A 24,376-nucleotide genomic window follows, 5' to 3' on the forward strand; every position below is an offset into this window, starting at 1 on the left:
GCTCAGACGAGGTCCGTGTCGCCGAGGGTGTAGTACCAGTGCTTGTAGACCCAGCGCGTGTCGTAGCGCTTGGTGTAACGCCGGATGACCATGAAGTAGCTCGAGGTGCGCGCGCGGAAGCCGCGTCCTTGGAAGGGCAGCCACTCGGGGCAGGTGTCGGGCAGCAGCGTCACCAGCCGCTCGCGACCGGCGGCGCGGGTGCGCTCGGCGGCCCATGCGATCAGGGCGGCGCTGGCATCGGGCCGTCCGGGGTCGACGATCCAGTCGCAGATCAAGCCGTCGTCCGAGCGGTCGAAGACTCCGGCGCGCCAGACCGCGAGGCCGACCAACTGACCGTTCGCACGGGCCAGCGCGACTTCGTAGCGAAAGCCCGGCCGGTCGCGGTAGCGCCACTGCATGTGCGCCCGGTCGCGGATGCCGATCGCGCCGAACGGCTCGCAGGCGCGGGCGAAGAGCTCGTCCAGGTCGTCGGGCCAGGTCTCGGTCTCGGTCACCTCGACCCCGGCCGCGGACTCGAGCGTCAGGCCGCCGTCCGCCGGGACCACCAGCTTGGTCTCGGTGCGCAGCATCTGGTAGCCGCAGTGGACCTTGCCGATGCGCCAGGCGGGCGGGATCGGCATGCCGTACTGGATCGGGTCCTTGTCCGGGGCCGGGCCGCCGTAGTTCTCGGCGTAGGGGTAGGAAGTCAGCACGAAGAAACCCGGCTTCTTCAGGCCGCGCCGGAAGGCCGGGTCGGTCATGGAGTCGACCGCCTGGCTGAAGTGGGCGCGCTCACCCTCGAGCAGCACGCGCAGGCCCACCCCGGCGTACTGGCTCATGACCCGCCCGTCGTCGGTGATGGCCAGGTAGATGCGCCAGCCACTGGGGTTCTCGAGGTACTGCCAACGCCACTCCTCGATGGTGCGCGGGGTGAAGTTGGGATCCACGTCCGCGAAGCAGCGGTTGAACGTCTCGAGGATCGCCTCCTCGTCGCCGGCGCGGTACTCCCGGATCTCGTAGGGCGGCAGTTCGGACACGGGCGATGCTCGGGGGGGAGGGAGGAGTCCGTGGCGGGGGGACCGGGGCCGGCGGCGGTTGGATGGCGGGAGCGCATGGGAATCGAACCCACCGGTCACGCTGTTCACGCAACCCTCGCGGCTTTGAAGGCCGGGCGGCACACCAGCACCGATCCGCTCCCCCGTTGCGCGCCATTCCAGCGTCAACCGCTCCGAGGTGCAACGGATCCCGGTAGCCTCCCGCCATGGGAACCCTCCGACGGCTGCTGCCCGCCCTGGTCCTATCGGCCTGCCTGGGGTCCTGTTTGAGCCCCGGTGGAGATTCCGGAGCGGTCGACGGGCGCGTCGAGCACGTGGTGTTGTGCTGGCTGGCCGAGCCCGCCAGCGACGAGGCCCGGCAGAAGGTCATCGAGGCCAGCCGTGAACTGACGGTGATCCCCGAGGTGCTCTCGATCACGGTCGGCACGCCCCTCGCCAGCGACCGCGAGGTGGTCGACGACTCCTTCGACATCGGGCTCGTGATCACCTTCCGCTCGGCGGGCGACCTGGCGGTCTACCTCGACCACCCGGAGCACGTGCGACGGGTCCAAGAGGTACTGGGCCCGCTGACCGAGCGAATCCTGGTCTACGACATCATCGACCGCTGAGCGAGGACGCGCCCGGCTAGCGGGGTCAGCGCCCCGCGTCCTCGGCCCTGGCGCGCCAGTAGTCCAGGGCCACCGGCATCCAGACCTGCGCCCCATCGACCGGCGGCGGTCCACCCTCCGTCGGACGCGGCGGCTGGTCGGCGCCCACGTTCCAGGTGAGGACGCCGGACACCACCGCGGGCCCCTCGATGTACTGCGATCCGAGCAGCCCCAGCCGGAACTCGATCACGGTCGACCAGTCGTCGCCCGGACGGAGATCGAGGGTCACCGCACCCCCGCTGACTGCCTTGAACCCGCTGGTCAGACCGGGTGAATCCGACGCGTGGTGGACGCCCACAGCGATCAACTCCTCCGCCGGCCCACTCAGGTCGATCAGGAAGTAGACCCAAGTGTTCTCGAACCAATCGCCACCGCCGCCCCCTTCGAGGAGCAGCAGCCCGCCCTCGAGGAACTCGTAGCGCCCGACCGCCACCGGCCACGGTTCCCCTCGCCAGCCCGCGAAGAACGTCGGCTGGTCCGGCCCGGCGAGGGATCGATGGATGACCTCCAGCTCGACCTCGTCGGTGTGGAGCGAGTCCTCGAGGCCGGGCAGAGTCCTGCCGACTGGACTGGCCAAGCTCCGCCGGGTCTCGAGCACCGGGTCGGAGGCGTCCTGCCCCTCGGCACATCCTGCCAGGGGCAGCGTCAGAGCCATGCCGGCCAACATCGACCGGCGCCCGCCCCACCTGCGACGGCCCGCGCCCGTCACCCCGCCGGCCGCCCCAGCGGCGTGGTCGCGTAGCCCGCTGCGGGAACTGCTGGCCCCCAGGGCGGAATCGCTCCTGGCAGACTTCAACGGGAACTTCCGGCGCTCTCGACCGTCCATGGTTGACCGAGAGTAGCCCGAGACTCCGCGCTCCCGTGGCCCTTCGACTTTCGAACGTGCGGCGGCTGGTCCCCGGGGACACAGGGAATCAGACCCGTGGGGCCCAGCGAGTCGTGGCCCCTCGCCGATCGGCGATACCTGCCCCGATGTAGGAACAACTAGACTCCGCAAGACGTGGACCCATCCGATCCGAGCGACGCAATCGCGCAAACAGTCGAACTCGTCCGACTCGCCCAGGGCGGCGACGACCGTGCTTTCGGTGAGTTGATCGAACGCTACCTGCCGCGCGTCGAGACGATCGTTCGGGCGCGCTTGGGTCCAGGACTGCGACGTGAGCTGGAGTCGGGCGACGTGGTGCAGGAGACGCTGATCGAGGTGTTGCGCAACTTCGATCACTTCGAGCTGCGGGACGAGCGCTCCTTCGTGCGCTGGGTGTCCACGATCGTCGAGAATCGCTTGCGCCAGGATGCGCGCTTCTTCGGCGCCCTGCGACGCGATCGCCGCAGGGACGTCGAGTTGGGCGGCGAGGGGGCGGGTGCCACCGCGGATCCCAGCGACGGCGCAGAGGGTCCTTCGACGCTGGCCGAGAAGGGCGAGTTGCTCGAGCGCGCGCGTGTCGCGCGCGCGGCCCTCTCGCCTCGGCACATCGAGGTGCTCGATCGACGCGACGCCGGCGAATCGTGGGCAACGGTGGCGGCGGACATGGGACTGGCGAGCGCCGACGCGGCGCGGATGTTGCACGCACGTGCGCGCACCGCGCTGCTGCACGGCGTCGTCGGCGATCGAGGAAGCGGTTAGCAGCTGCTCGAGGAACAAGGGGAGGAACCATGGAGAACGCAGTCGTCGACGTCGACAGCCTGTTCGCCGAGTACCTGGCAGGGGTCGAGTCCGGTCAGGGACCGGAGCTGGAGGCGCTCTGCGTAGCCCATCCCTCCGCGGCACCGGAGCTGCGCGTTCTGCACGAACATTGGTTGCGCCTGGCCAGCGCGATCGGAGTCGGCGGGGCGACCGACTCGCTGATCGAGTCCTTCGGCGCCGAGGTCGATCCGCGCATCTCGATCGACGGCGCTCCCCCACAGTCGCGCTTCCGCGTCAAGCGTGTGGTCGGACGCGGAGGCATGGGCATCGTGTTCGAGGTCTGGGACCCCGAGTTCCGTCGACGCCTGGCCATGAAGGTGGTGCGCAGCGGAATCGGTGCCCTGGGCGAGCAACCTTCGCCGCGCACCGCGCGGGTCGTCTCCCGCTTCCTGCAGGAAGCGCAGATCACCGGGCAACTTCAGCACCCCGGCGTGCTGCCGGTCCACGAGCTCGGCGCGGACGCCTCGGGCCAGGCCTGGTTCACCATGCCCCTGGTCGAGGGCTCGACCCTGGCCCAGGTCCTGGACCGCATCGCCGCTGGTGACGTCGAGTGGAGCCGCGAGCGCGCGCTCGAGATGCTCGCCCGCGTCTGCGAGACGATGGCCTTCGCCCACAGCCGCGACGTGATCCACCGCGACCTCAAGCCGGCCAACGTGATGGTCGGGAGCTTCGGCGAGGTGCACGTGATGGACTGGGGCCTGGCGCGGGTCCTGGGTCAGGCGGACCGCCACGACCTGCGCCTGGAGATGCTCGCACGCCACGCCCCGGCCCTGGAGGCGGCCCGCGAGGAGGCGCCGCTGATGACCATGGACGGCGACGTGATCGGCACGCCGGCCTACATGTCGCCCGAGCAGGCGCGGGGGGAGCTGGATTCGCTCGGACCCCAGACGGACGTCTACGCCGTGGGCGCGATGCTCTACCACCTGCTCACCGGCGCGGCCCCCTACCGCAGTGCTCGGGGTCCCCACGAGGTGCTCGCCGCCGTCGTGACGGGCCCGCCGCACCCGATCGCGCTCGCGGCTCCCGGCGCGCCGCCGGCCCTGGTCTCGATCGCCGAGCGCGCCATGCGCCGTGAAGCGGCGGATCGCTACCCGGACATGGCGGCCATGTCGGCGGACCTGCGTGCCTACCTCGAAGGCCGTGTCGTCGTCGCCCACGAGAGCGGCCGCTGGGCCGAGGCACGGGCCTGGGTGCGGCGCAATCGGCGGCTGAGTATCGCCATGGCGTCCTCGGCGATCTTCCTATTGCTGGGCGGCATCGGGATGTATGTCGTGCGCAGTGTGGAGCGCTCCCTCTGGGAGCGCTTCCTCGACATGCGCCGCTTGACCGTGCTCCAACGTGAGTCCGACGAGCTGTGGCCCCCGACGCCGGATCGCGTCGAGGCGATGGAAGCCTGGGTGTCCCTGGCCGAGAACGTGGTCTCGCGGCGACCGATGCACGTGCGTGAGCTCGCGCAACGGACCTCCAGGGTCTCGTTCGCCGCCGGCGCGGAGCGGGCGACGGACAGCGAGCTCGACGCCTGGATCATTCCCGAGCTGCGCGAGTTGGTCGATGGCCTGGAGCAACTCAGGGCTTCCGACCCAGTCGATCAGACCAGCATCGCTCGCATGCGCGCGCGACTCGACGCGGCGAGGTCCCTGGCGGAACGGACCACCCAGGACCCCTCTTGGGAGGCGGCGATCGACGCCATCGCCGACCCGGCCGGCCCCTACGGCGGACTCACGATTGCACCGCAGCTCGGACTCTTGCCCCTCGGCACGGACCCACACTCCGGACTCCAGGAGTTCGCGCACCTCCTCACCGGCGAGCCACCGCGGCGCAATTCGGACGGAACCTTCGACCTCTCGGTCGACAGCTCGATCGTGCTGGTCCTGATCCCCGGGGCGCGGCACGTGCTCGGCGGCGTGGGCGACCATCCAGAGCTGGTCGAGACCTTCGAGCGCGCCGAGAACGAGGTCGACTTGGACCCGTTCTTCATCTCCAAGTACGAGTTGACCCGCGCCCAGTGGGCTCGTTGGTCGCCGCCGGTCCCTGACGAGGTCGCCACCGATCCGAGCCTGATGCCCATGGGTAGCCTGTCCCACGACCAGGGCTTCGAGATCGTGCGTCGGCTGGGATTGATCCTGCCGACCGAGGCTCAGTGGGACTACGCCTCGCGGGGCGGCGCCGACACCGATTGGTGGTGGGGTCCTGACTACCGGGACATGACCGTGTACGAGGTGACCGGCACGGACGCGGGCCCGAGCCCCGTCGGCAGCCGTTCACCGAACGGGTACGGCTTGTACGACATGCTCGGCAACCTGCGCGAGCTGGTGCGAGATCCCTGGCGTGACTATTCCGCCCGGGCATCGCGCGCACGGGGCGATGGCATGCTGCTGGACGTCGGTCTCGACCAAGCCCAGATCTTCACCGCGCGCGGTGCCTACTTCTTCGTCGGCTTCAACCAATCGACGCCGCTGACGCGACAGATGTCACGCTGTTCGATGCGGTTCACCTCGGGACGCGCGCAGACCATGCCGATCACCGGTTTGAGGCCCGCGCGCGTGGTGGAGTCCTGAGGAGCCTGTCTCAGCCCCCGTTTGCGAAGATCCTGCCAGCTCCGACCGGTCCGCCGGGTCCCTGGATCGACGTCGTGATCAAGGTCTTGTGGATGGCCTCGAGCTGCTCCGAGGCGTGCCCGGTGCCATCATCGATCGTCTCGAGGTCACTGAGCTGCAGGCTCGGATTCGCCCCGCACTTCTCGACGGTGAAGATCTTCGTGCCGACGCCTGCGTCGCTCCCGACCACGTCGTCACCACGGCAGTCGATCACCGTGTACTCGTAGCAGCCTCCTCCCTTCGGCAGGCATTCCACCGTGGGATCGACGGTGACATTGAAGGGAGGACCCTCCATCCCCCAGGTGGGCCCGCTCGGGATGTAGGAGAGGTTGGTCAGTCCGGTCGACTGGACCAGGGCGAGGTCCTCCCCGCCCGGCGCCAGTCCGGGCAAGTACAGCAGTGACGTCGCGCCACCGACCAGGAAGACGCCACCGTCGCCCGATTGAACGGTGCCGTGGAAGGCGCGGGCGACGGGCAGGGACGGGCCACTGGAGATCGAATTGGTGGCCGGGTCGAAGCTGAGTACCTCGTCGGTGGTCGCCACCGGCGGTCCACCGAAGATGGGCGTGCCCTCCACTCGACCTCCGACGATCAGCACGGTTCCGTCCCCGAGCAGCGTCGCCGAATGGCCGTAGCGACCCCCGGGGAGCATCGGCCCCGCCGACCAGGTATTGGTGACCGGGTTGAAGAGCTCGGTTCCCGCGGGCAATGCGGCGCCGAAGTCCTCACCCCCCAGGGAGTGCCGCAGGTCCACGTCCGAACTGCGTCCACCCACCACGAAGACCCGCCCGTCGAGCAGCCTGGTCGCCGTGTGCTGGACCCGGCTGACCGCCATCGACGGGCCGGCGCTGAAGGTCATGGTGACCGGATCGAAGAGCTCCGTCGTCGCCAGGGCCAGCGCGCCGGCGCCGCTCCCCGAGCTCGCCTGTGCGCCTCCCGTGACCAGCACGCGGCCGTCCAGGAGCGGCGTCGCCTGGAGTCGCGATCGCGACGTCGAGAGGGTGGTCGCACCTGCCGTGAACGCCTCCGTCTGGGGGTCGTACACCTCCCAGGCATTCGTCGACAGGGCGTTGCCTGAAGCGTCCGTCACCTCACCGCCGATCAGCAGCACCCTCCCGTCCGGGATGCGCGCCATGCAGTGGCCACGGCGCGAAACGATGGTCGGGTTGTCGGTCGGGAAGAGCTGACCGGGGAACGTCAGGGTGGTCTGGACCGCTCCGCTCAGGTCATCGAAGGGCGAGCCAACGAAGGAGAAGTCGATCGAGACGGCCTGGGCGCGGATCTGCACCCCGGCCAGGGCGGGAGCGGCCGAGAGGGGGTAGGCGACCAAGGCCTGGCCGCCGCCGTCGAGGACGAACAGGGAGGCCAGGGAGACCAGGTCCAAGCCCACGTCGAGCGATCGGGTCTCGCCGGCGTAGAAGAGCGACAGGGGCGTGGGACCGTCGGTGAGCGACGGGAGCAGGATCACCGGCGCGAAGGGGTCACCCTCGAGGGTGTAGTCCAGGGACGAACCGAGGAAGCCATCGGTCCAAGTCAGCTCGAGATCGGGGACCAGCGGCGTAAGGACGGCGAGCAGGTAGGCGGCGGAAGTGATCATTGCGTTGATGGGCAGGTAGTTGTCGATCCGATCGGCCATCGGAACGACGAGTGCCACGCGCTCGCGAAGCGAACGCAGGGCCACGATCTGAGCAGCAGGCCGAACCGGACGACGCGCCAATCCGGAATCCCGAATTCGAGCGATTCGAAGTCCCGGGGACGGCCAGCTCGCTGACGGGACCGACCGGCTGCGGTTGCAGCGTGCCGTGCACGGCACTGCCCCCCGCTCGAGTCGACCTGCGCCCCTGGCGGCCCCCGTCAGCCCTAGGGATTCGAGGCGTCTTCGCATTCGCTCCGGGAGGGCTCGGCACTGGCGTTGTTCGAAGGCCCGGTCGACCGACCGGACCACCAACCTGACCCTTCACCCCTTCAGCGCCATGCGAACCCCGATCCTCCCGCTCCTCCTTCCCGCCGCCATCGGCCTGTCCGCCGGCCTCGGCTTCGCAGGGGACCCGAGCGTCAACCAGTACGGCTCCGCCTGCGGCTCGGCGCCCGGCTTGACCCTGCTCTCCAGCCCCGTGGCCGGCACCAGCCTCGACTTCCAGGTCAGCGGCGATCCCCTCGGCGTGCAGATCCTCGGCACCGGCTTCAGCGACACGCACTTCGGTGGCCAGCCGATCCTGCCCTTCAACCTCGCGTCACTGGGCTTTCCCAGCGGCTGCTCGCTCTACAACTCCCTGGACCTGACCAACGTCTACAGCGGCGGCACCGGCGTCCACCTCGACTCCTTCAACCTGCCCCCGAGCTCGGCTGGTGTGCCCTTCTACATGCAGGTCCTCGAACTGAGCCTGTTTCCCCAGGGCTACACGGGCACCAGCGACGGAACGGCTGTCGTCATCGGCGACGCCGGCCCGAACATCGGCAGCATCAGCGTCACCAGCGGTGGCGACGGCACGCTGATCACCCTCACCGGGACCGGCTTCAACACACCCGCCAAGGACAACTGCGTCGGCATCGCCGGCAAGGGCTTGGGGATCATCCAGAGCGGCACCTCCACCAGCATCACCGTGCGGGTCGAAGGCTCGGCCGCGGCGGTCGGCCCGATCGCGATCCTCAGCGGCCAGCGCGACCTGGTGCCCGCGAGTTCGTTCATCCAACTCCCCGGCGCGCCGGCGATCCCCGGCGTGGCGGCGTTCACCGGGACGCCCTCGGCCTCGACCATGGGCACGTCGGCCCAGTCCTTCAACCTGGTCGCGGACCCGAACTTCAAGCCCTTCGTGGCCGTGCCGCCGCCCGCGATCGCGAGCCTCGTTCCCGGCCTGAAGGTCAAGTTCGACTTCGACCCGTGCAACGCCGGTGACTGCCTGCGCGTCTGGATGCGGATCTACGAGAACGGGCGCTGCCACGACGTCTACTTCACCGACGAGAGCGGCTCCTTCATCGGCAAGACCCTGGCCATCCCCGGCAACATGTCGCCGCAGTTCTGCGCCCTGTGGGCCTGCGCCTGGATCCAGCAGTCCCTCGAGCCGCGCATCCCGGGCTTCAAGTGCGACGTCGAGGGCGGCTCTATCGTGCTCTCCGTCGACCTCGGCACCGGCATCACCGGCTTCGAGGGCGGCTTCAGCGTGACCACCGGCTGCTGATCGCCGGAGCGACCCCGCGCCGGTCCCCGCCGACCAGCAGCACGCCGACCTCGAGCCGGCCCACCGAGCCGTGGACGCGGACGGGAGGGAGGGAGCGAGGTCGGCGGTCTCCTGGGCGTGCGGGACCCGGCGCGTCGAAGATTTTTTTGGGGGAATCTCCGCGAGATCCGCAAGGTCGCGACGCCGTTGATCCCTGGGCCGCAGGCCTGACCTGCCCCGAGGGGGGCCGGTGGCCTCCGTGGCGACTCAATCTCCGGCTCACCGGATCCCGAGGACCCTCGTTGCTGCACCTTCCGTTCACGCTCATCGCCTGTCTGCAAGGCCCCATCGAGGTCCCGGGTGAGCTCCTGTTCCGGCCCCACGGGGACCCACTCATCCGCCACACCGAGCTCCCGGCGCCGCCGGCTCCAGGCGGCAGCAGCCCGGGGGAGCTGCCGCCGCTCCTGGGCCAAGCCGGCCAGCTCTGCTCCGGCCTCGGGCTCGTGTTCGCGCCGAACTTCGACCAGATCGAGGGCGACACCCCCAGCGCCGTGGCCTTCACCCCGGATGGCTCGCGCTACCTGATCGCGCACCGCGACTCGAAGAACCTGATCGAGTTCGACACCGCCACCAACGACTTCCTGCGGGCCATCGACGTCTCCGGCTCGCCCCAGGATCTGGCCCTGACGCCGGACGGCTCGACGGCGGTGGTCGCGAACATGCTGGAGGGCACGGTGAGCTTCATCGACCTGGCCAGCGGTACCGAGACGACCACGGCCACGGGCTTCAGCCAACCCGCCGTGGTGCGCCTGACGGGCGACGGATCCCGCGCGGTGGTCGGCAACTGGGGTGCCCAGGAGCTGGTCGTGCTGGACGTGGCCAGCGGCGCCGAGCTGCTACGCGTGGGCGGCATGGGCTTTTGGGCGACGGGCTGGTTCGCGTCCGAAGCCGGCGCGTCGGGCACCCTCGTCGAGCAACTCGAGGTGAGCGGCAACACGGCGGTGCACCCCGATCGCGTGCACGACGAGATCGTCCTGGTGGACGTCGTCACGGGCACGACGACCCGCTTGACCAGCCTCGAGGAGCCCCGCGGCCTGGCTCTGACTCCGGACGGCGCCACCGCCGTGATCGCCCACGGCGGTCTGGCCAAGGCGATCAGCGTCGTCGACGTGGCCTCCGCCACGATCACCAAGGCCATCTTCCTGAACCTGTTCCCGATCGGCGCGATCACTGTCGACCCGAGCGGCACCACCGCGGTGGTCGCGGCGTCCACGGGCCCCACCATCGGCAACAACTCGCTGGTCGTGGACCTGGTGTCGGGCGCCGTGTCGCCGGTGGTCCCCACCGGCTGGATCGGAACCTACCGCCGCACCGCCGACGGCAACCACGCCCTCGGCTTCGGCCAGCGGATCGTCCTGGTGGAGTTCGCCAGCGGCGCGATCGTGGCCGACCTGGACGGTCCGGCCTGGACCGCCCTGGGAGCCATCTCCCCCACAGCCGACAAGGCGGTGCTGGTCACCAACAGCGCGGGGGAGGATCGATTGGTGGTCGAGACCACCGGCGCGGGCGCGTCGATCTCCTTCCAGGACACCACCGGCCAGGGCCTCGAGGCCGATGCCACGCGCAGGATCGCGATCAGCGCCGACGGGAGGGTCGCGGTGACCACGAATGTGCTGAGTGACACGGCCACCATCTGGGACGTCCCCGGGGCGACCTTGGTCAAGGTCGTCGAGGTCGGCGATCGGCCGGAGGGCGTCGCGCTGACTCCCGACGGGTCCCTGGCCGTGGTCGCAAACCTCGACTCGACCTTCGTCTCCGTGATCGACGTCGCCACGGCGACGGTGACCCAGATCCCGATCTCGTTCCGGGGCAGCGAGGTGGCGATCTCGCCCGATGGAACCCAGGCCTTCGTGGCGACCATCGACGACGGCGACGGGGTCTGGCGCATCGACCTCACGACGCTGACCGTCTCCGGGGCCAAGATCCCCACCGGGGACATGGCCTTCTTCAACACGGGCTACGGCTACGCCAGCGGGATCGCCCTGTCCCCCGACGGATCGCGCCTGGCGGTCTGCAACACCTTCTCGAACTCGGTCACGGTCCTGGACACCCAGGCCTGGTCGACGCTCGGCACCGTGGCGGTGAGCTCGCGGCCCCTGCGCGCGGTGTGGAACGCGGCCGGGACCACCTGCTACGTCGGCTGCTACGCGGGGAACCAGGTAGCGCGCATCCAGGTCGGCGCCGGGCCCCCCCAGTTGACGGGCTCGTTCCCCTCGCCCAACGGGCCCCTGCACCTCGCCCTGGCGCCGGACGAGCAGAGCCTGGTGACGGCGGGTGGACTGGCGGGCATGGTCCGGATCGCCCTGCCCTCGGGCGCGGCCACGGCGACGGCCCCCCTGCCCGGCAAGGTCGTCGGTCTGACCTACTCGGCCAAGGGCGAGCTGCTCGCACCCTTCGGGCGCTGGGACTTCCTGACCAGCTCGGGCACCTACTTCGCGAACTACGAGGGCACCCTGCGCTTCGCCGACCCGGCGACGCTGGGAGTTCTGAACGAGATCGTGATCGACCCCCACTCGCCCTCGGACTACGCCATCGACGCGGCCTCCGAGGTCCTGGTCCTGCCCAGCGTGCACGTGCAGGGCGTGACCTTCGTCCGGCTGAACGCCGGCTTGGTCGCGGAGCCGGCGGCCATCTCGATCACCTCTGGAGGCAGCCAGGACCTCTGCCTCGACGCGGGCGTCGCCTTCGCGGGCCAGGTCTACCTCGTGCTGGGCTCGGCCAGCGGAACCGCGCCGGGCCTCACCGTCGACGCGGTGACCCTTCCGCTGGTCCCCGACCCGTACCTGTTCTGGACCCTGACTGCCGCGGGCAACGCGCCGTTCGTCGGCACGCTCGGGGTGCTCGACGGCCTGGGCCGGGCCACCGCCGCGATCGTGCTCGGGCCGCTGCTCGACCCCAACCTGGCGGGCCTCGACCTGCACCACGCCTTCGTGGCCCTCGATCCGCTGATGGGGACCGTGGGCTTCGCCAGCGAGGCCGTGGGACTCGAGCTGGCTCCCTGACCCGGGTCGCGGCGGCGAGCGCGGGGCCGCGGGGTCGCGCGCCGCGGGTGCGACCGAGGGTCGGTGCGGTAGTCTCAGCGCCCCATGCGGACCTTCGACCCGCCCTACACCGCCGCCTCCCGCGCCGAACAGGTCCTGGCAGAGCAGGGCTACGTGGTCCTCGATCCCGAGGCAGTGCGCGAGCGGCTCGGACTGGAGCGCGAGGGACTGGAGGCCCTGGGTCCAGCCTGGGATCGGTTGCCGCCGGACGAGCACCTGCGCGACGGCGGCCGCTACCGACGCCGCCGGCACGGCTGCTTCGTGGTCGAGGGGGACACCGTGACCCACGAGGCCCACCGCGCCCACTGGCAGCCCGAGCGGTACAACGCTCTGCACGGCGGCATCGAGCGCTGGTTCGAGCCCCTCGAGCGCGAGTGGCTCGACTCCCCCACTTGGCGACGGATGATCCTGGGGCTCGCCGAGATGTTCTCGGAGCTCGCGCCCGGCGCGCGCTGGTTCGTGGAGGCCCACCCCTTCCGGATCGACACGACCGGCGGCATCGGCCGCCCGACGCCCGAGGGCGCCCACCGTGACGGCGTCGACTTCGTGGCGCTGTTTCTGGTCGCGGCCGAGGGCATCAAGGGCGGCGAGACCCGTGTGTTCGATGCCGACGGTCCGACGGGGCTGCGCTTCACCCTCGCCGAGCCCTGGACCGCGATGCTGCTCGACGACCGGCGCGTGGTGCACGAGTCGACGCCGATCCAGCCCCTGGCCGACGAGGGCCATCGCGACACCCTGGTGCTGACCTTCCGGCGGGACGGGTTCCAGGCGCCGCGCGACGGGGCCGATCGGACGGAGCGGTCAGCCTGATCGCGGACCGCGGGCTCGAATCGTCGATCGCGAGGTGCCCCACTGGCGCCCTGGGAGGGTCAAGCGACCCGCAGTTCCCCACGAGCTTCACGGCAGGCGCCGCCCCCCCCCGATCAGGGCGCGGTTTGCGGGATCTAAACGCGCGGACGGCGCGTCCGGGACCTGGACAAGACGAACGGCTCCGGTCCCCCGCGGACCGCGAGCCGCGCGGCAGCCGGTGGAGGGCGATTCCCGCCGTCACCGATGGCCACGTGGCCGCCCGCCGCCCCCCCATCCAATCGCGCAGGCTCGAAGGAGCTCCCATGCGACCCCTCCTCGCTGGTTCCCTGTCCCTGACCGTGCTCGCCCTCGCCACCGACCCCGCCGGAGCGCAGACCGAAGGCATCGCAGCCTACGGCTCGACCTGCGGCTCCGAACCCGTCCTGGCCCTCACGGGGATCCCCATCGAAGGGGGCAGCCTCTCGTACGTGCCCCTCGGCTCCGCGCCCGGCAACCTGCTCGTGCTGGGCGTCGGCTTCAGCGACGCGAGCTTCCTCGGCCTGCCCCTGCCCCTCGGCCTGGCGCCCTTCGGCTTCCCGGGTGGCTGCGAGCTCTACACCTCGGCCGACCTGGTGCTCTTCACCCAGGGATTCGGCCAGCTCGAGCTGCCCGCCAACACCTCCGGGCTGCACCTCTACCTGCAGCTGATCGAGTTCGCGCCCCTGTCCAGTGCCTTCGTCGGCGCCAGCGAGGCCTACGACGTCACGATCCTGACCCCCGGTTCGACCGTCGACCTCTTCGGCCCCGCGACGGGCACCGACGGCACCCTGGTGACCATCGCCGGTAGCGGCTTTGCGGTGCCCTTCCAGAACAACTGTGTCGCGATGACCTCCGAGGGACTCGGCATCGTCGAGAGCGGCACCGACACCAGCTTGACGGTCCGCGTCGAGGGCTCCGACCCCGCCCTGGGCAAGATCGGTGTGGTGACGGGCCTGCGCGAGCAGGTCGACACCTCGGCCTTCGTCTACCCGGCCGGCTCGACGCCCGTGCCGGGCATCTCGGTCTTCAGCGGGGCGCTCACCGCCGCGACGGTCGGCATCTCGGCGGCGCCCTTCGACCTTCAGGACGACCCTCTGTTCACGCCCTTCCAAGCCCTCGCCACCACCGACGCCGAGGGCGCCGTTCCCGGCCTCACGTACCAGTTCGACTTCCCGAACTGCGACGTCGGGGACAAGCTGAAGGTCTGGATGCGGATCGAGGAGAACGGCATGAACCACGACGTGTACTTCACCGACGGGATCAGCTACGCCTCCAAGCAGCTCAAGATCCTGGTCGCCATGCACCCGGCGAAGTGCGCCCTGTGGGCCCGTGCCTGGCTGATCCAATCGCTGCAGCCGCGCATCGTCGGCATCCAGGTCGTCGCCAACGGTGGCTCGATCCAGATCTCCGTCAACAACGGCACGGGCATCGTCGGCCTGAAGGGCGGCTTCAAGATCGTCGTCGGACCCTGAGCCGCCCGCCCGGGATCAGGGCCCGACGAAGGTCGAGGCGTTGCCCTCCGGCTGACCGTCGGCGTTGTACCAGGAGTCCAGCACCAGGCCGGTGCTCGGATTCGCCAGCAGCTCCGTCAGTGTGGTCCCCAGCGGCCCCGCCATGTTCAGGTCGCTCGCGCCGTCGCGCAGGAGGTCCGCCACACCCGGCGTCAAGAGCGGGTGGTTGTTGGAGGCGAAGCTGGTGCCCGTCTCGCTCACGATCCGGTCCAGGTCGTAGACGATGTCGGCCGGGTCGTAGACCGTCGACGGTGCCACGTTCAGCGGCTTGCGCTGGGGGTCGATGTCCAGCGGGTTGACCGGCGCCCCGCCGGCGTCGAACAGGAACATGCCCGAGCCCAGGCCGGCCACCATGTGGACGAACATGGGCGAGTTCAGCTGGTTGCCCGGGTTGCGTCCGATGTGGTCCTGCAGCAAGGTCCAGTTGAGGCTGTCGTAATCGCCGGTCTGGATCGCGGTGCGGAAGGAAGCGTACTCGGACCCGAAGTCGGTGATCGCGTCGTCGGTCAGGTGGCAGGCGACGCAGTACCGGGGCCCCTCGTTCTCGCTGTCGACCCGTCCGCGGATCGAGTGGGCCATCATCGCGTTGTGCGACAGGGCCGGGAAGTTCGCGCTCGGCGCGTTGCCGGCGACGTTGCGATCGGAGAAGGCGAAGACCTCGCTGCGAGCTCCGTTCAGGTCGTTGTAGCGGAAGAAGGTCTTGGTGTTCGCGCTCATCTGCGCGATCTCGCCGTTGTGGTCGACGCCGAGCTGGAACATCAACGGCGACTGGTAGACGAAGTCGGCGAACTTCTCCCGGAAGACGATCCTGTCCCCGGTGATGTTCGAGAAGTTGTTGCCCTGGTTGTACTCGCCCTCGAGGTGACAACCCATGCAGGTGTTGGTCCAGGAGGCGTGGCAGGTGGCGCAGTCCAACCGGTCCGTGTGGCTGAAGCCAGTCGCGACCCAGTCCTCTTGCTGCGGGCCGATGCCGGTGCTGGCCAATCCGTCGATGCGCCCCATGGCGTAGGAGGCGGAGGCCGAATAGACCGGCTCACTCCCGGGCACGGTGCTGAGCGGGTTGACGACCCCGTTGTCGACGATCGTGTCCAGGGTCTGCGGCACGAAGTGCTTCACGCCCGTCAGGCGGCTGTACAGGTACAGGTGCCCGTCGCCCTCGCGGCGCACGTGGCGCAGAACGTTGCCCTCGGTGTCCGTGGCGTGCTGGCCGGCCTGGCCGGCGTAACTCGTGCCCGCCACCGTCGGCGCGTAGGCAGTCGCCGTGCCGTGGCAGCTCTCACAGGCGATGGCCACGGCCTGCTCCTGCCGCGAGCGCAGCTCGGAGCGTCCGTCGCCCACCTTACCGCCGTGCAGGTCGTTGCTGCCGTGGCAGTCGATGCAACCCATCCCGGCCTCGTGGTGGACGTCCGGCGGGGTGTCGTCGCGCCCGTCGCCGTCGTAGTCCTCCTCCGCCAGGTACTGGCGGTGGTCACGGCCGTTGAACTCCTTGTTGCCCAGCACCGGATCGAACAGGCGCGTGTCGTTCTGGGTCGTGGTGAACGACACCGGGTTGGCCGGGTACTGGCGGTTCTTGCGCACGTTCTCGTTCTGGTCGAGGCGGATGCCCCAGTACTGCATCACCGTGCGGTTGGAGCCCTGGTGACAGCCGGCGCAGGTCAGGTCGTCCATGCCCTCGACGGTGGCGCCGTTGGACAGGGTCTTCTTGACGCTGACGATCTTGTGCGCGCGCACGTGGGCCCACTCGGGGTCGTCGATGTCGTCCGGATCCAGGGGTTCGAGCTTGTTGACGTGGGGGTCGAGACTCCCGCTGCGCCCGCCCAGGCTGTAGGGCATGTGGCAGGCCGTGCAGCCCGAGGAGCGGTAGTCGCCGGAGCGGTTGTTCGCACCGGCGCTGCCCAGGTGACAGTCGCCGCAGGTGAAGGCCACCTGCTCGTGGTACAGGTTCGCCAGCTCGGAGCCCGTCACCAGGCGCCCGTCCGCCTGCACGTCGTCGAGCAGGTTGGCGGCGTTGTAGGCCGCGTTGTTGTGGATCGCGTCCGGCGCCGGGTCGTTGCGCACGCTGAAGACCGGGTACTCGATCAGCTCTGAGACCTCGCCGATCTGCGCCGTGCCCAGGTTGAAGGCCGGGTCGACCACCGCGCGCCAGCCCAGGTCGGCGGCCGTGTCCTGCCACAGGTCGACGCTGGCCGGGACCTCGTTCTCGACGCCCGAGGCGAAGGACGCGCCCGAGAAGATCCCGCTCGAGGTGGCCAAGAGCGAGTGCGCCACCGAGTCCGAGTGGGGTGCGTGGCACTGACCACAACCCAGACCCGCCTCGGTGACCCGCAGGTCACCCGGGTTGATCCACTGCAGGTAGTCGAGCGCGGTATAGGTCGTGCCCCCCACCGTGTAGTCCGGGAACTTGTCGATCCCGACCAGGGTCAGGCGGTTGAAGTACGCCTGGGCGTTGACGTCCTGAAAGTCGCGGTCGCCGATCTGCGGCGGCGGCGGCACGTGGGCGAGCTCCTTGGTGTCGCCCGCGACGTTGCCGCCGTGGCAGGTGGCGCAGTCCAGGTTCGCGGCGCCAGGGAAGGGGTGCGGGTTCTCGATGCCCGGTCCGGCGTAGTCGCCGGAGAGCGTGCCGTTGTGGCACAGCATGCAGCTGGTCGAGCTCTGAGGCGTCAGGCCCGCGGTGTCCCCACCGGCGCCCCCGCCGCAACCCGAGAGTGCGAGGGCCGCGAAGGCCAACAGCACCAGGGCCACGGCGACCACGCGCACCAAGCCCGACTCCCGCTCGACGGCCGCTAGGCCCTCCAGCTCGGCGGTCGCCTCCACCGCGCCCTGCTCACCTGACAACTGCCCCATGCCCAAGCGCTCCTGTCCCCTCTGCTGCCCTTCGGTACCCCCACGCGCCCCGACGCGCTGCCCCCGGGAGGTCTTCCGTTCGCCCTTCATCGGAGCTGCGGGACGGGCGCCTTGACCCGGACCCCCGCCCCGCGGGTACGGCTTGCGTGAAGGCGCGGGCGCTCAGAAGCCCTGGGCCGCCTGCCAGGTCGTGGGCAGGTGGCAGCGGTCGCAGTCATTGACCCAACCGAAGGCGAAGTGGTCCGGGTTCTGGGCCGTCAGCAGGTTGTCGTAGTGGCACGTCACGCACTCGATGTCCGTCGGCGTGAACTGCCCGACATCCGCCCCCGGGTGACAGCGACTGCAATCGGTGATCGCGTGGACGCCGTTGAGCGGGAAGCGCGTGCGCGAGTGGCGCTCGACCTGCCCCACCGGCAACCAGCTCATCTGCTGGTGGCAATCGGTGCAACGCGAGCCCAGCCGTCCCTGGTGCACGTCCTCGTGGCAGCCGCCGCAGCCGCGCTCCGCGAAGACCTGCACCGGTCCGCGGTCGTTGTGACAGCGCAGGCAGTGGGCGTCCAGGTGCGCGCCCTCGAGGGGCACGCCGGTCTCGGCCGCGTGGTCGAACTCGAAGTCGTCCCGCAGGCTGTTCCAGTCGCTGCCGTCGTGGCACAGGGAGCAGTCGGTCGGGAACTGGTCGTGGGGAATCACCGGCCCCAAGCCCGCCCACCAGCGATGCACTTCCAGGCCACCCGGGCGCTGCAAGGCGCAGGCGACCAAGAGGACCGTCGCGGCCAGGGCCAGGATCTGCGGGCGACCGTCGCGGACCAGGGCCCGCCCGAGGCGTCTCAGAAGCTCCATTGGGCGAAGACTCCCGCGGTCAGCCCGCGCTCGGTGTTGAAGATCGTGCCGTCCAGGTAGCCGCTGACGGTCACGCCGCCACCGGCGCGCCAGGCCACCGAGGTACGCAGGCGGTGCTGGACGAAGTCGTCGTTGTTCTCGTCGAAGCCGACCTGGTCGTAGTTGGCCAGCTCGTAGAACAGGTCGAAGCTCAGGCTCTCGCCGCTCACGCCCAGGCTGGTGCGCGAGCCCGTCACGTCGGTGAACTCCCCCGCCGAGCCGAAGACCAGCACCCGCACGCGCGTGCCCGGCCCCATCAGGCCCTCGAGCTCCACGCCGAGCTCCGCGTCGCCGCCCTCGTCGTCGGCGTCCTCCCAGACCCCGAGCCGACCGACCAGTCGACTCTTGACCGGCATCGCGACCCAGAAGTCGCCGCCGAGCCGGTGGATACGCTCATCGGCCAACTGGGTGGCGAGGACGGGCGGAAGGAGCTCGTTACGGTCGAGCTCGGGGTAGCGCTGGTGCGCGTAGGTCAGGTCCAGTCCCCAGGACCGCCCGGTGTAGGGCGAGCTGGTCAGAAGCGCCTGGGTAACCTCGGCGCCGCTGCCCTTGGCCTCGTCGCTGGACGTGTACAGGTCGATCCAGAGCGTGCCGAAGGTCGTCCAACCCCGGCGCGGCAGGTAGTGCCCCTTGGCGACCACGAGGTCACGGTCGACCGCGCCGTCGTGCCAGGTCTTCTGGTAGCCGATCTGGGCCGAGGCCAGCTCGGTGGGATCGGAGACCCAGCGGTACCAGCCCGCGATCTCGAAGTCGTGACCGCTCTCGTAGTCCTGGTCCGGCTCGGGCATGAAGCCCGTGCTGACGCCGAAGGAGTGCGAGCCGTCCAGGCGCCGACTCCATTCGAAGCCGTCGACCACGCCGAACTCGGGCGCGCCTGTTTGCAGGAATCGCCCGACCTGCATGCGATCGCCCTCGAAGCGCGTGCCCCCGAGGGCGTAGGACAGGCGCTCCACCCGCAGCTGGCTGTAGGTGATGTCGTCCAGCTCCGGGCGGTTGAACTGCCGCCGGTCCCACTCGCCGCCGATGTCGAGGGTGCCGCCGCGACCGAAGACGTTGTCGAAGGTCAGGCGGCCACCGCTGCGCAGGAAACTCTCCGAGCGTCCTTCGTCGCTGGTGGCCGTGGCGTCGGCGGCCACGTAGTAGCGACCGGTGAAGCTGGCCCGGCGGTCCGCGGGTCGCACCGCCCGCGCGCCGGCGAGCAGGGGCATGTCCTGGGAGAAGCCGTCGTCCTCGTAGCTCCAGTCAGAGCTGTCACCGTCGTCCACGGGTTCGACGGCCTCGGCTTCCGGCTCCGGATCCTCGTCCACTGGCGCCGGCTCGGGCGCACCGAAGCGCTCGCCGGGCAGGATCGCCTGGCCCCGGGTGCCAGGGCTCGGCACGAAGTCCGCCAGGGACAGCTCGATCACCGCCGAGCGCTCGTCGACCTCGACCACGCTGGCGCGATAGCGCCCGCCCTCGCGCGGCGTGAGCCAGATCGCGTCGCCGACCTCGAGCCCGTCGGCGCTGCCGCGATCGACCGTGGCGCGCCGGTCGCCGAGGCTCGCGGTCACCCGCAGGTCGACGACGACCTCGTCCTGGGCCTGTCGCGCGGCCCCCGCCGCGCGGGCCTCGATGCCGCGGGCCGTGGCAGGAGCTCCCAAGAGCGCCGCCCCCAACATCGCGGCACAAGCCGCCCCCCTGGCTCTTCGAGCTGTCATCGCGCGCCGCCCCTCGGGTCCCTATCGGTCTTCGCTCGCGCCACGCCGGAGGGAAGTCGCACGAACTCCGTGGCAATCGGTGCAGGCCGTGCCCAGCGGCTTGTAGCGGATCGCGGTGGTGCCGCGGATCTGCTCCGTGCGGTGGCACTGGGCGCAGTCGAGGGCCTCGTGGGTCTCGTCGAGCTTGAAGCTCGAGTCCCAGTCGTGATTGAAACGCAGGGCCGCGAAGGACTTGGTGCTGCCGTGGCAACGGGCGCAGTCGATCGAGCCCGCCTGCTCGAATTGCGCGGCGTGGGGGTCGTCGTGGCAATCGGCGCAGGCCTTGCCCGCGGCCGGGCGCCAGGTCCGTCCGCTCTCCGTCGGCGGCCGCAGGGGCGCGTGGCACTGGGTGCAGCTCGCCTGGCCGTGGGCGCCGTCCAGCTTGAAGCCCGTCCACAGCCCGTGGTCGAAGCCGTGGGCCAGGTCGCGGAAGGAGCTGTCCACGTGGCAGCGGGCGCAGCCCTGGCGCTCGTCGAACAGCGCCGGCAGGCCGGCCTGGTCGAAGCGACCCTCGTGGGGATCGGCGTGGCAGGCGGCGCAGGATTGCCCCACCTCGGCCCCGCCGTGCAGGGTCGGGAGCTCGCCGTGTGCGGGCTCGACCCGTCCGAAGTGACGCCCCAACTCGTCGGCCTGGGAGCTCGGTCGGTGGCAGCTGTCGCAGCCCTCGGCTGCGTGGGCACCGGCCACGGGGAAGCCGGTCCAGCGACCGTGCTCGAACCCGTCGCGGTCCAGGTCACTGAACTCGGTCGCGCGGTGGCAGCGGGCGCAGTCGCCGTGCTCCAGCGGCGCGAGGGCCGCGGTGCGCAGGTCGAAGAAGCCGCTGTGGGCGTCTCCGTGGCAGGCGTCGCAGTCGTTGTCGGTGCCGCGAAACAGGCGCGGCAGGTCGGGCTCCGCGGCCACGTGGCACTGCTCGCAGTCGGTGGCCAAGTGGCTGCCCTCCAGGGGCAGGCTGGTCCGCGCGTGCAGCGCCGTGTCGAAGCCGTGGGGCTCGAACCGCTCGCGCCCGTGGCAGGCCACGCAACCCTCGGCCGCAAAGGGCCCGGACTCGAACTGCCCCCCGTGGGGATCCGCATGGCAGGCCGCGCAGGCGTCGCGCTCGCGGCCGGGGTAGCGCTGCGCGAAGCCGTCCAGGTGCGGCTCGTGGCATTGGGCGCAGGTCACGTCCGCGTGGGGAGCTTCCAGGGGGAACCCGGAGAGGCCGTGCTGCGCGTCGCTGAGCTCGAGCCCCTCGTCGCGGAAGCTGCGGTGCTCGCTCGCGTGGCAGGTGTCGCAGCTGCGCGCCAGGCCCAGTCCGGCGAGGCGGGCGTTGCCCACCGCGAAGCCGGCCCCATGGGGCGAATCGTGGCAATCCGTGCAGGCCCGCGCGTCGGGCAGACTGCCCCCGCCTGCGACCACCTCGAGGGCGTGGTCGTCACCCTCGCCGTGGCAATCGCGACAGGAGAGGCCCCCGTGCCCGCCCACGAGCTTCAGGTGCTCGTCGTGCCCGCGCGACCAGTGCTGCTCGAAGGACGCCTGTACGTGGCAGTCGTTGCAGGTGCGGCCCAGGGCGCCGTCGTGCTCGTCCTCGTGGCAACTCACGCAGCGTTGGCTGAGCCCGATGAAGCGCGTGGCGCCCTCCGGCAGCACCTCGTCCTGCGCGTGGGCGTGGCACTCGGTGCAGTCGAGCTCCAGGTGCGCGCCCTCCATGCGAAAGCCGATCGAGGCGTGGTCGAAGGCCTGGATGTCGTCGACGCCGGCCTTGGCGAAGGACAGCTCGTTGACCATCGCGAAACCCGCGCCGTGGTGGTCGGAGTGGCAGCTCGCGCAGCGGCGCTGCTCCTCGGGGAGCTGGCCGTGCAGGCCCTGGCCGGAGTCGAGCTGCTTCTCGATCGGGGTGTGGCAGTCGAGGCAGGCGGCGGCCATGTCCTGGAACCAACCGCCGTGGCAGGCGGAGCAATCGTTCGCCCCGGCCAGCTCGGGCACACGCGAGTGCACCGAGGCCAGGGGCCCGGGCGAGCTGCGGCCGGTGTCGACCACGGCCATGGCCATCACCGCCACGGCGCTGCACAGGGCCACCCACAGGCTCGGCCGGCCCAGCCGCTTGGCCAGGGAGCTCGCTTCGCTCACGTGAGGCCCCCGTCGAAGAGGTGGGCCCCGTAGGCCAGGGCGTAGACCACGTGGATCGCGATCAGCGCGAGCAAGAGCACCGCCGCCCAGCGGTGCAGCCAGCGCCAACTCTCCATCAGGCCGCGCAGGTCGTCGATGTGCGCGGTGGCCAGGGCCGCGCGGTGGGCGGAGCGCGCCAGGCCGGTGACCTCGTCGATCTGATCGGACGCGAGGCCCGCCACCAGCCCCTCGTGGCGCACCTGGCGCAACAGGCGCCGCAAGCCCGTCTCGGCGCCGACGAGCGCCAAGAGCCGCGCGGGCAGGCTGGCCTTCCACTGACGCCGCTCGACCAGTCCGCCCACCTCGTCGCGCACCAACGCCGCCAGCCGCGGGTGCACGCGGTCGAAGCCCTCGGCCACCCGCGTCAGGCGCCCGCGCAGCTCCGCCAGCTCGAGCTCGCGACCATTGGCGGCGCGGGGCACGTAGGCGTAGAGGTAGCGCCCGATGGCACCGGTCGCGAACAGCGCCGCCAGGGCCCAGAAGGCGTGGCCGCCGACCGTGTCGCGCGGTTGCATGCCGCCGTGCAAGAGGGCCGCGAGCAGGGCCAGCACCCCCGTCGCCACGTGCAGCGTCATCCAACCGGCCAGGGAACCCAGGCGCAGGGGGAAGCGCGGACTGCGGCGCAGGATGTAGAGCAGGTTGGCGAGCACCAGGGCGATCGAGCCGACGCCGAGCCACAGGCCCAGGCCCAGGCCCGGGCGCAGCTCGTCGTGCTTGGTGTGGGCCGCGCGCAGGCCGGCGGGCAGGGTGTAGTAGTCCCGGTGCCACAGGGCGAAGGCCAGGCCGAGCAGCGCGATCACGAAGCCGGCGGCTAGGGCCTTGACCAGGCCCGTGCCCTGTTCGCCGAGGGCCGCGGCAGCCGGCCGCAGGGCGGGATCGAAGGAGACGCCTGCGGCCTCGAGTTGGGCGATCGGCGGCGTGCCCCCGACCATCACGAAGACCGCGTCGGTGGGCAGCACCAACTCCTCGCGCGCGCCGTCCGCACCGACGCTCAGACGCACCTGACCCTCGTCGATCGCGAGCACCTGGCTCTCGAACAGGGCGCGCACGCGGCCCTCGGCGATGGCGGCGGCGATGCGGCGCTCGTTGGACGGCTTGAGCCGGAACAGCTCCGCGCGGCGGTAGGACAGGGTGACGTCGTTGGCGCCGCGCGCGGTCAGACCCAGGGCCGCCTCGACCGCGCTGTCGCCGCCGCCGACGACCAGGATCCGGCGCCCCTCCCAGGCGTCGGCGTCGAGCAGGCTGTAGGCCACCCAGGGGCGATCCTCACCGGGCACGCCCAGGCGGTTCGGCAGGCCGCGCCGGCCGATGGCGAGGCACACGTTGCGGGCCCGGCGCGGGCCTTTGCTGGTGCGAACCTCGAACAGGCCGTCCGCGCTGCGCTCGACGCCCTCGAAGGTCACGCCGCACTCCACCGGCAGCTCGTGGTCGCGGGCCAGGGACTGCCACAGCTCGATCAGCTCTTCCTTGAGGTAGGTGCGCTGGGGCAGGCGGCCGTGCAGGGGCAGGTCGATGGGCTGGGTCGCGACCAGCTTGCGGCGCGGGTAGCGCGCGACGGTGCCGCCGACGTCGGACTCGCGCTCGAGCAGCGCGAAGTCCAGGCCCAGGCGACGCGCCTCCAAGGCGCAGGCCAGGCCGCCGGGCCCGGCGCCCACGATCACGAGGTCGAGGGCATTTGGGGCCCGCTCGCCGCCGACTCGCTCGGCCACCGTCCGGGCCACGAGCACGCCGTGGTCCACGGCCGTCTTGACCAGGGCGTGGGCGGTCACCTCGCCGGCTAGGAACAGCCCCCGCTGACCCACCGCCTCGAGCCCCTCGTCGAGCACCGGCACGTCGCGCCGCGTGGCCAGGTCGGTCAGGGTCACGGTGATCGCGCCCGTCGGGCATTCGCGCGCGCAGGCGGCCGTGCCGACGCAGCCCGAACCGCGCACCACCACCGCCTGGCCGTGCAGGAGGTCGAGCACGCCCTCCTCGGGGCAGGCCCGTACGCAGGTGCCGCAGCCCAGGCAACGGGTCAGGTCCACCACCGGATGCTGCAACTCGGCCGCGGCCGCGCCCGTGCGCTCGGCCTTGTGCCGCGCGCGCAGGGTCTGGTGCTGTTCGCGCCGGTCGACGCGGCGCAGGGCCACGCCGCCCAGCGCGGCGCCGAGGGCCGCGACCAGGCCGATCAAGACAGCCCAGCCCATGGGGAACCGCTCCGCCCCTCAGGCGG

The 24,376-nt window shown here is 71.0% G+C and carries 15 protein-coding genes and 1 tRNA gene; 7 read left to right on the top strand and 9 right to left on the bottom strand.

Annotation, left to right across the window (positions count from 1 at the left end; translation table 11 throughout):
* Nucleotides 1–2: 2 nt before the first annotated feature.
* Both Pla133_RS16995 and Pla133_RS26440 read right to left on the bottom strand, forming a co-directional pair.
* A complete protein-coding gene (locus Pla133_RS16995; protein ID WP_419191641.1) occupies nt 3–1,016 on the bottom strand; it encodes a GNAT family N-acetyltransferase in 1,014 nt (337 codons plus the stop codon).
* 63 nt (nt 1,017–1,079) lie between these two features.
* Nucleotides 1,080–1,177 (bottom strand) — tRNA-Sec (locus Pla133_RS26440).
* A gap of 63 nt (nt 1,178–1,240) precedes the next feature.
* Between Pla133_RS26440 and Pla133_RS17000 the strand changes: the two genes are divergently transcribed.
* Nucleotides 1,241–1,642: a Dabb family protein gene (locus Pla133_RS17000; protein WP_145067383.1), complete on the top strand. Its 402-nt coding sequence runs from the start codon at nt 1,241–1,243 to the stop codon at nt 1,640–1,642.
* Between the two features lie 25 nt (nt 1,643–1,667).
* Here the strand turns inward: Pla133_RS17000 and Pla133_RS17005 are convergent, their stop codons facing one another.
* Nucleotides 1,668–2,336 carry a hypothetical protein gene (locus Pla133_RS17005; RefSeq protein WP_145067385.1) on the bottom strand — a complete coding sequence of 223 codons (669 nt, stop codon included), beginning with the start codon at nt 2,334–2,336 and terminating at the stop codon, nt 1,668–1,670.
* A 345-nt stretch (nt 2,337–2,681) separates the two neighbouring features.
* Here Pla133_RS17005 and Pla133_RS17010 point away from each other — a divergent pair, with 345 nt between their 5' ends.
* Nucleotides 2,682–3,305: an RNA polymerase sigma factor gene (locus Pla133_RS17010; protein ID WP_145067387.1), complete on the top strand. Its 624-nt coding sequence runs from the start codon at nt 2,682–2,684 to the stop codon at nt 3,303–3,305.
* A 29-nt stretch (nt 3,306–3,334) separates the two neighbouring features.
* Entirely contained in the window at nt 3,335–5,923 is a 2,589-nt protein-coding gene (locus Pla133_RS17015; RefSeq protein ID WP_145067389.1) for a bifunctional serine/threonine-protein kinase/formylglycine-generating enzyme family protein, read from the top strand.
* A gap of 10 nt (nt 5,924–5,933) precedes the next feature.
* Here the strand turns inward: Pla133_RS17015 and Pla133_RS17020 are convergent, their stop codons facing one another.
* Nucleotides 5,934–7,643, bottom strand: coding sequence for a Kelch repeat-containing protein (locus tag Pla133_RS17020; protein WP_145067391.1), 1,710 nt, complete (start codon nt 7,641–7,643; stop codon nt 5,934–5,936).
* 292 nt (nt 7,644–7,935) lie between these two features.
* Between Pla133_RS17020 and Pla133_RS17025 the strand changes: the two genes are divergently transcribed.
* From Pla133_RS17025 to Pla133_RS17040, 4 genes are all read left to right on the top strand, one after another.
* Nucleotides 7,936–9,141: an IPT/TIG domain-containing protein gene (locus tag Pla133_RS17025; RefSeq protein WP_145067393.1), complete on the top strand. Its 1,206-nt coding sequence runs from the start codon at nt 7,936–7,938 to the stop codon at nt 9,139–9,141.
* A gap of 281 nt (nt 9,142–9,422) precedes the next feature.
* On the top strand, nt 9,423–12,182 hold the full coding sequence (locus tag Pla133_RS17030) for a YncE family protein (protein WP_145067395.1): 2,760 nt from the start codon (nt 9,423–9,425) through the stop codon (nt 12,180–12,182).
* Nucleotides 12,183–12,266: 84 nt separating this feature from the next.
* Complete coding sequence (locus tag Pla133_RS17035) at nt 12,267–13,031, top strand: 2OG-Fe dioxygenase family protein (RefSeq protein WP_145067397.1); 765 nt, start codon at nt 12,267–12,269, stop codon at nt 13,029–13,031.
* A gap of 302 nt (nt 13,032–13,333) precedes the next feature.
* The gene (locus Pla133_RS17040; RefSeq protein WP_145067399.1) at nt 13,334–14,521 is read left to right on the top strand and encodes a hypothetical protein; all 1,188 of its coding nucleotides are present in this window, start codon (nt 13,334–13,336) and stop codon (nt 14,519–14,521) included.
* A gap of 15 nt (nt 14,522–14,536) precedes the next feature.
* Here the strand turns inward: Pla133_RS17040 and Pla133_RS17045 are convergent, their stop codons facing one another.
* The 5 genes from Pla133_RS17045 to Pla133_RS17065 form a co-directional block, all read right to left on the bottom strand.
* On the bottom strand, nt 14,537–17,404 hold the full coding sequence (locus tag Pla133_RS17045; protein WP_145067401.1) for a cytochrome c3 family protein: 2,868 nt from the start codon (nt 17,402–17,404) through the stop codon (nt 14,537–14,539).
* A gap of 162 nt (nt 17,405–17,566) precedes the next feature.
* A complete protein-coding gene (locus Pla133_RS17050; protein WP_145067403.1) occupies nt 17,567–18,244 on the bottom strand; it encodes a cytochrome c3 family protein in 678 nt (225 codons plus the stop codon).
* Nucleotides 18,232–19,980 (bottom strand): hypothetical protein, encoded by a 1,749-nt coding sequence (locus Pla133_RS17055; protein WP_145067405.1) that lies wholly within the window; start codon nt 19,978–19,980, stop codon nt 18,232–18,234. The genes Pla133_RS17050 and Pla133_RS17055 overlap by 13 nt, the downstream gene beginning before the upstream one ends.
* A gap of 21 nt (nt 19,981–20,001) precedes the next feature.
* Entirely contained in the window at nt 20,002–22,125 is a 2,124-nt protein-coding gene (locus tag Pla133_RS17060; RefSeq protein ID WP_145067408.1) for a cytochrome c3 family protein, read from the bottom strand.
* Nucleotides 22,122–24,350: an NAD(P)-binding domain-containing protein gene (locus Pla133_RS17065; RefSeq protein ID WP_145067410.1), complete on the bottom strand. Its 2,229-nt coding sequence runs from the start codon at nt 24,348–24,350 to the stop codon at nt 22,122–22,124. Before Pla133_RS17065 ends, Pla133_RS17060 begins: the two co-directional genes overlap by 4 nt.
* Nucleotides 24,351–24,376 lie beyond the last annotated feature (26 nt).

Origin of the sequence: Engelhardtia mirabilis, from assembly GCF_007748095.1 — a bacterium.
Lineage (GTDB): Bacteria > Planctomycetota > UBA1135 > UBA1135.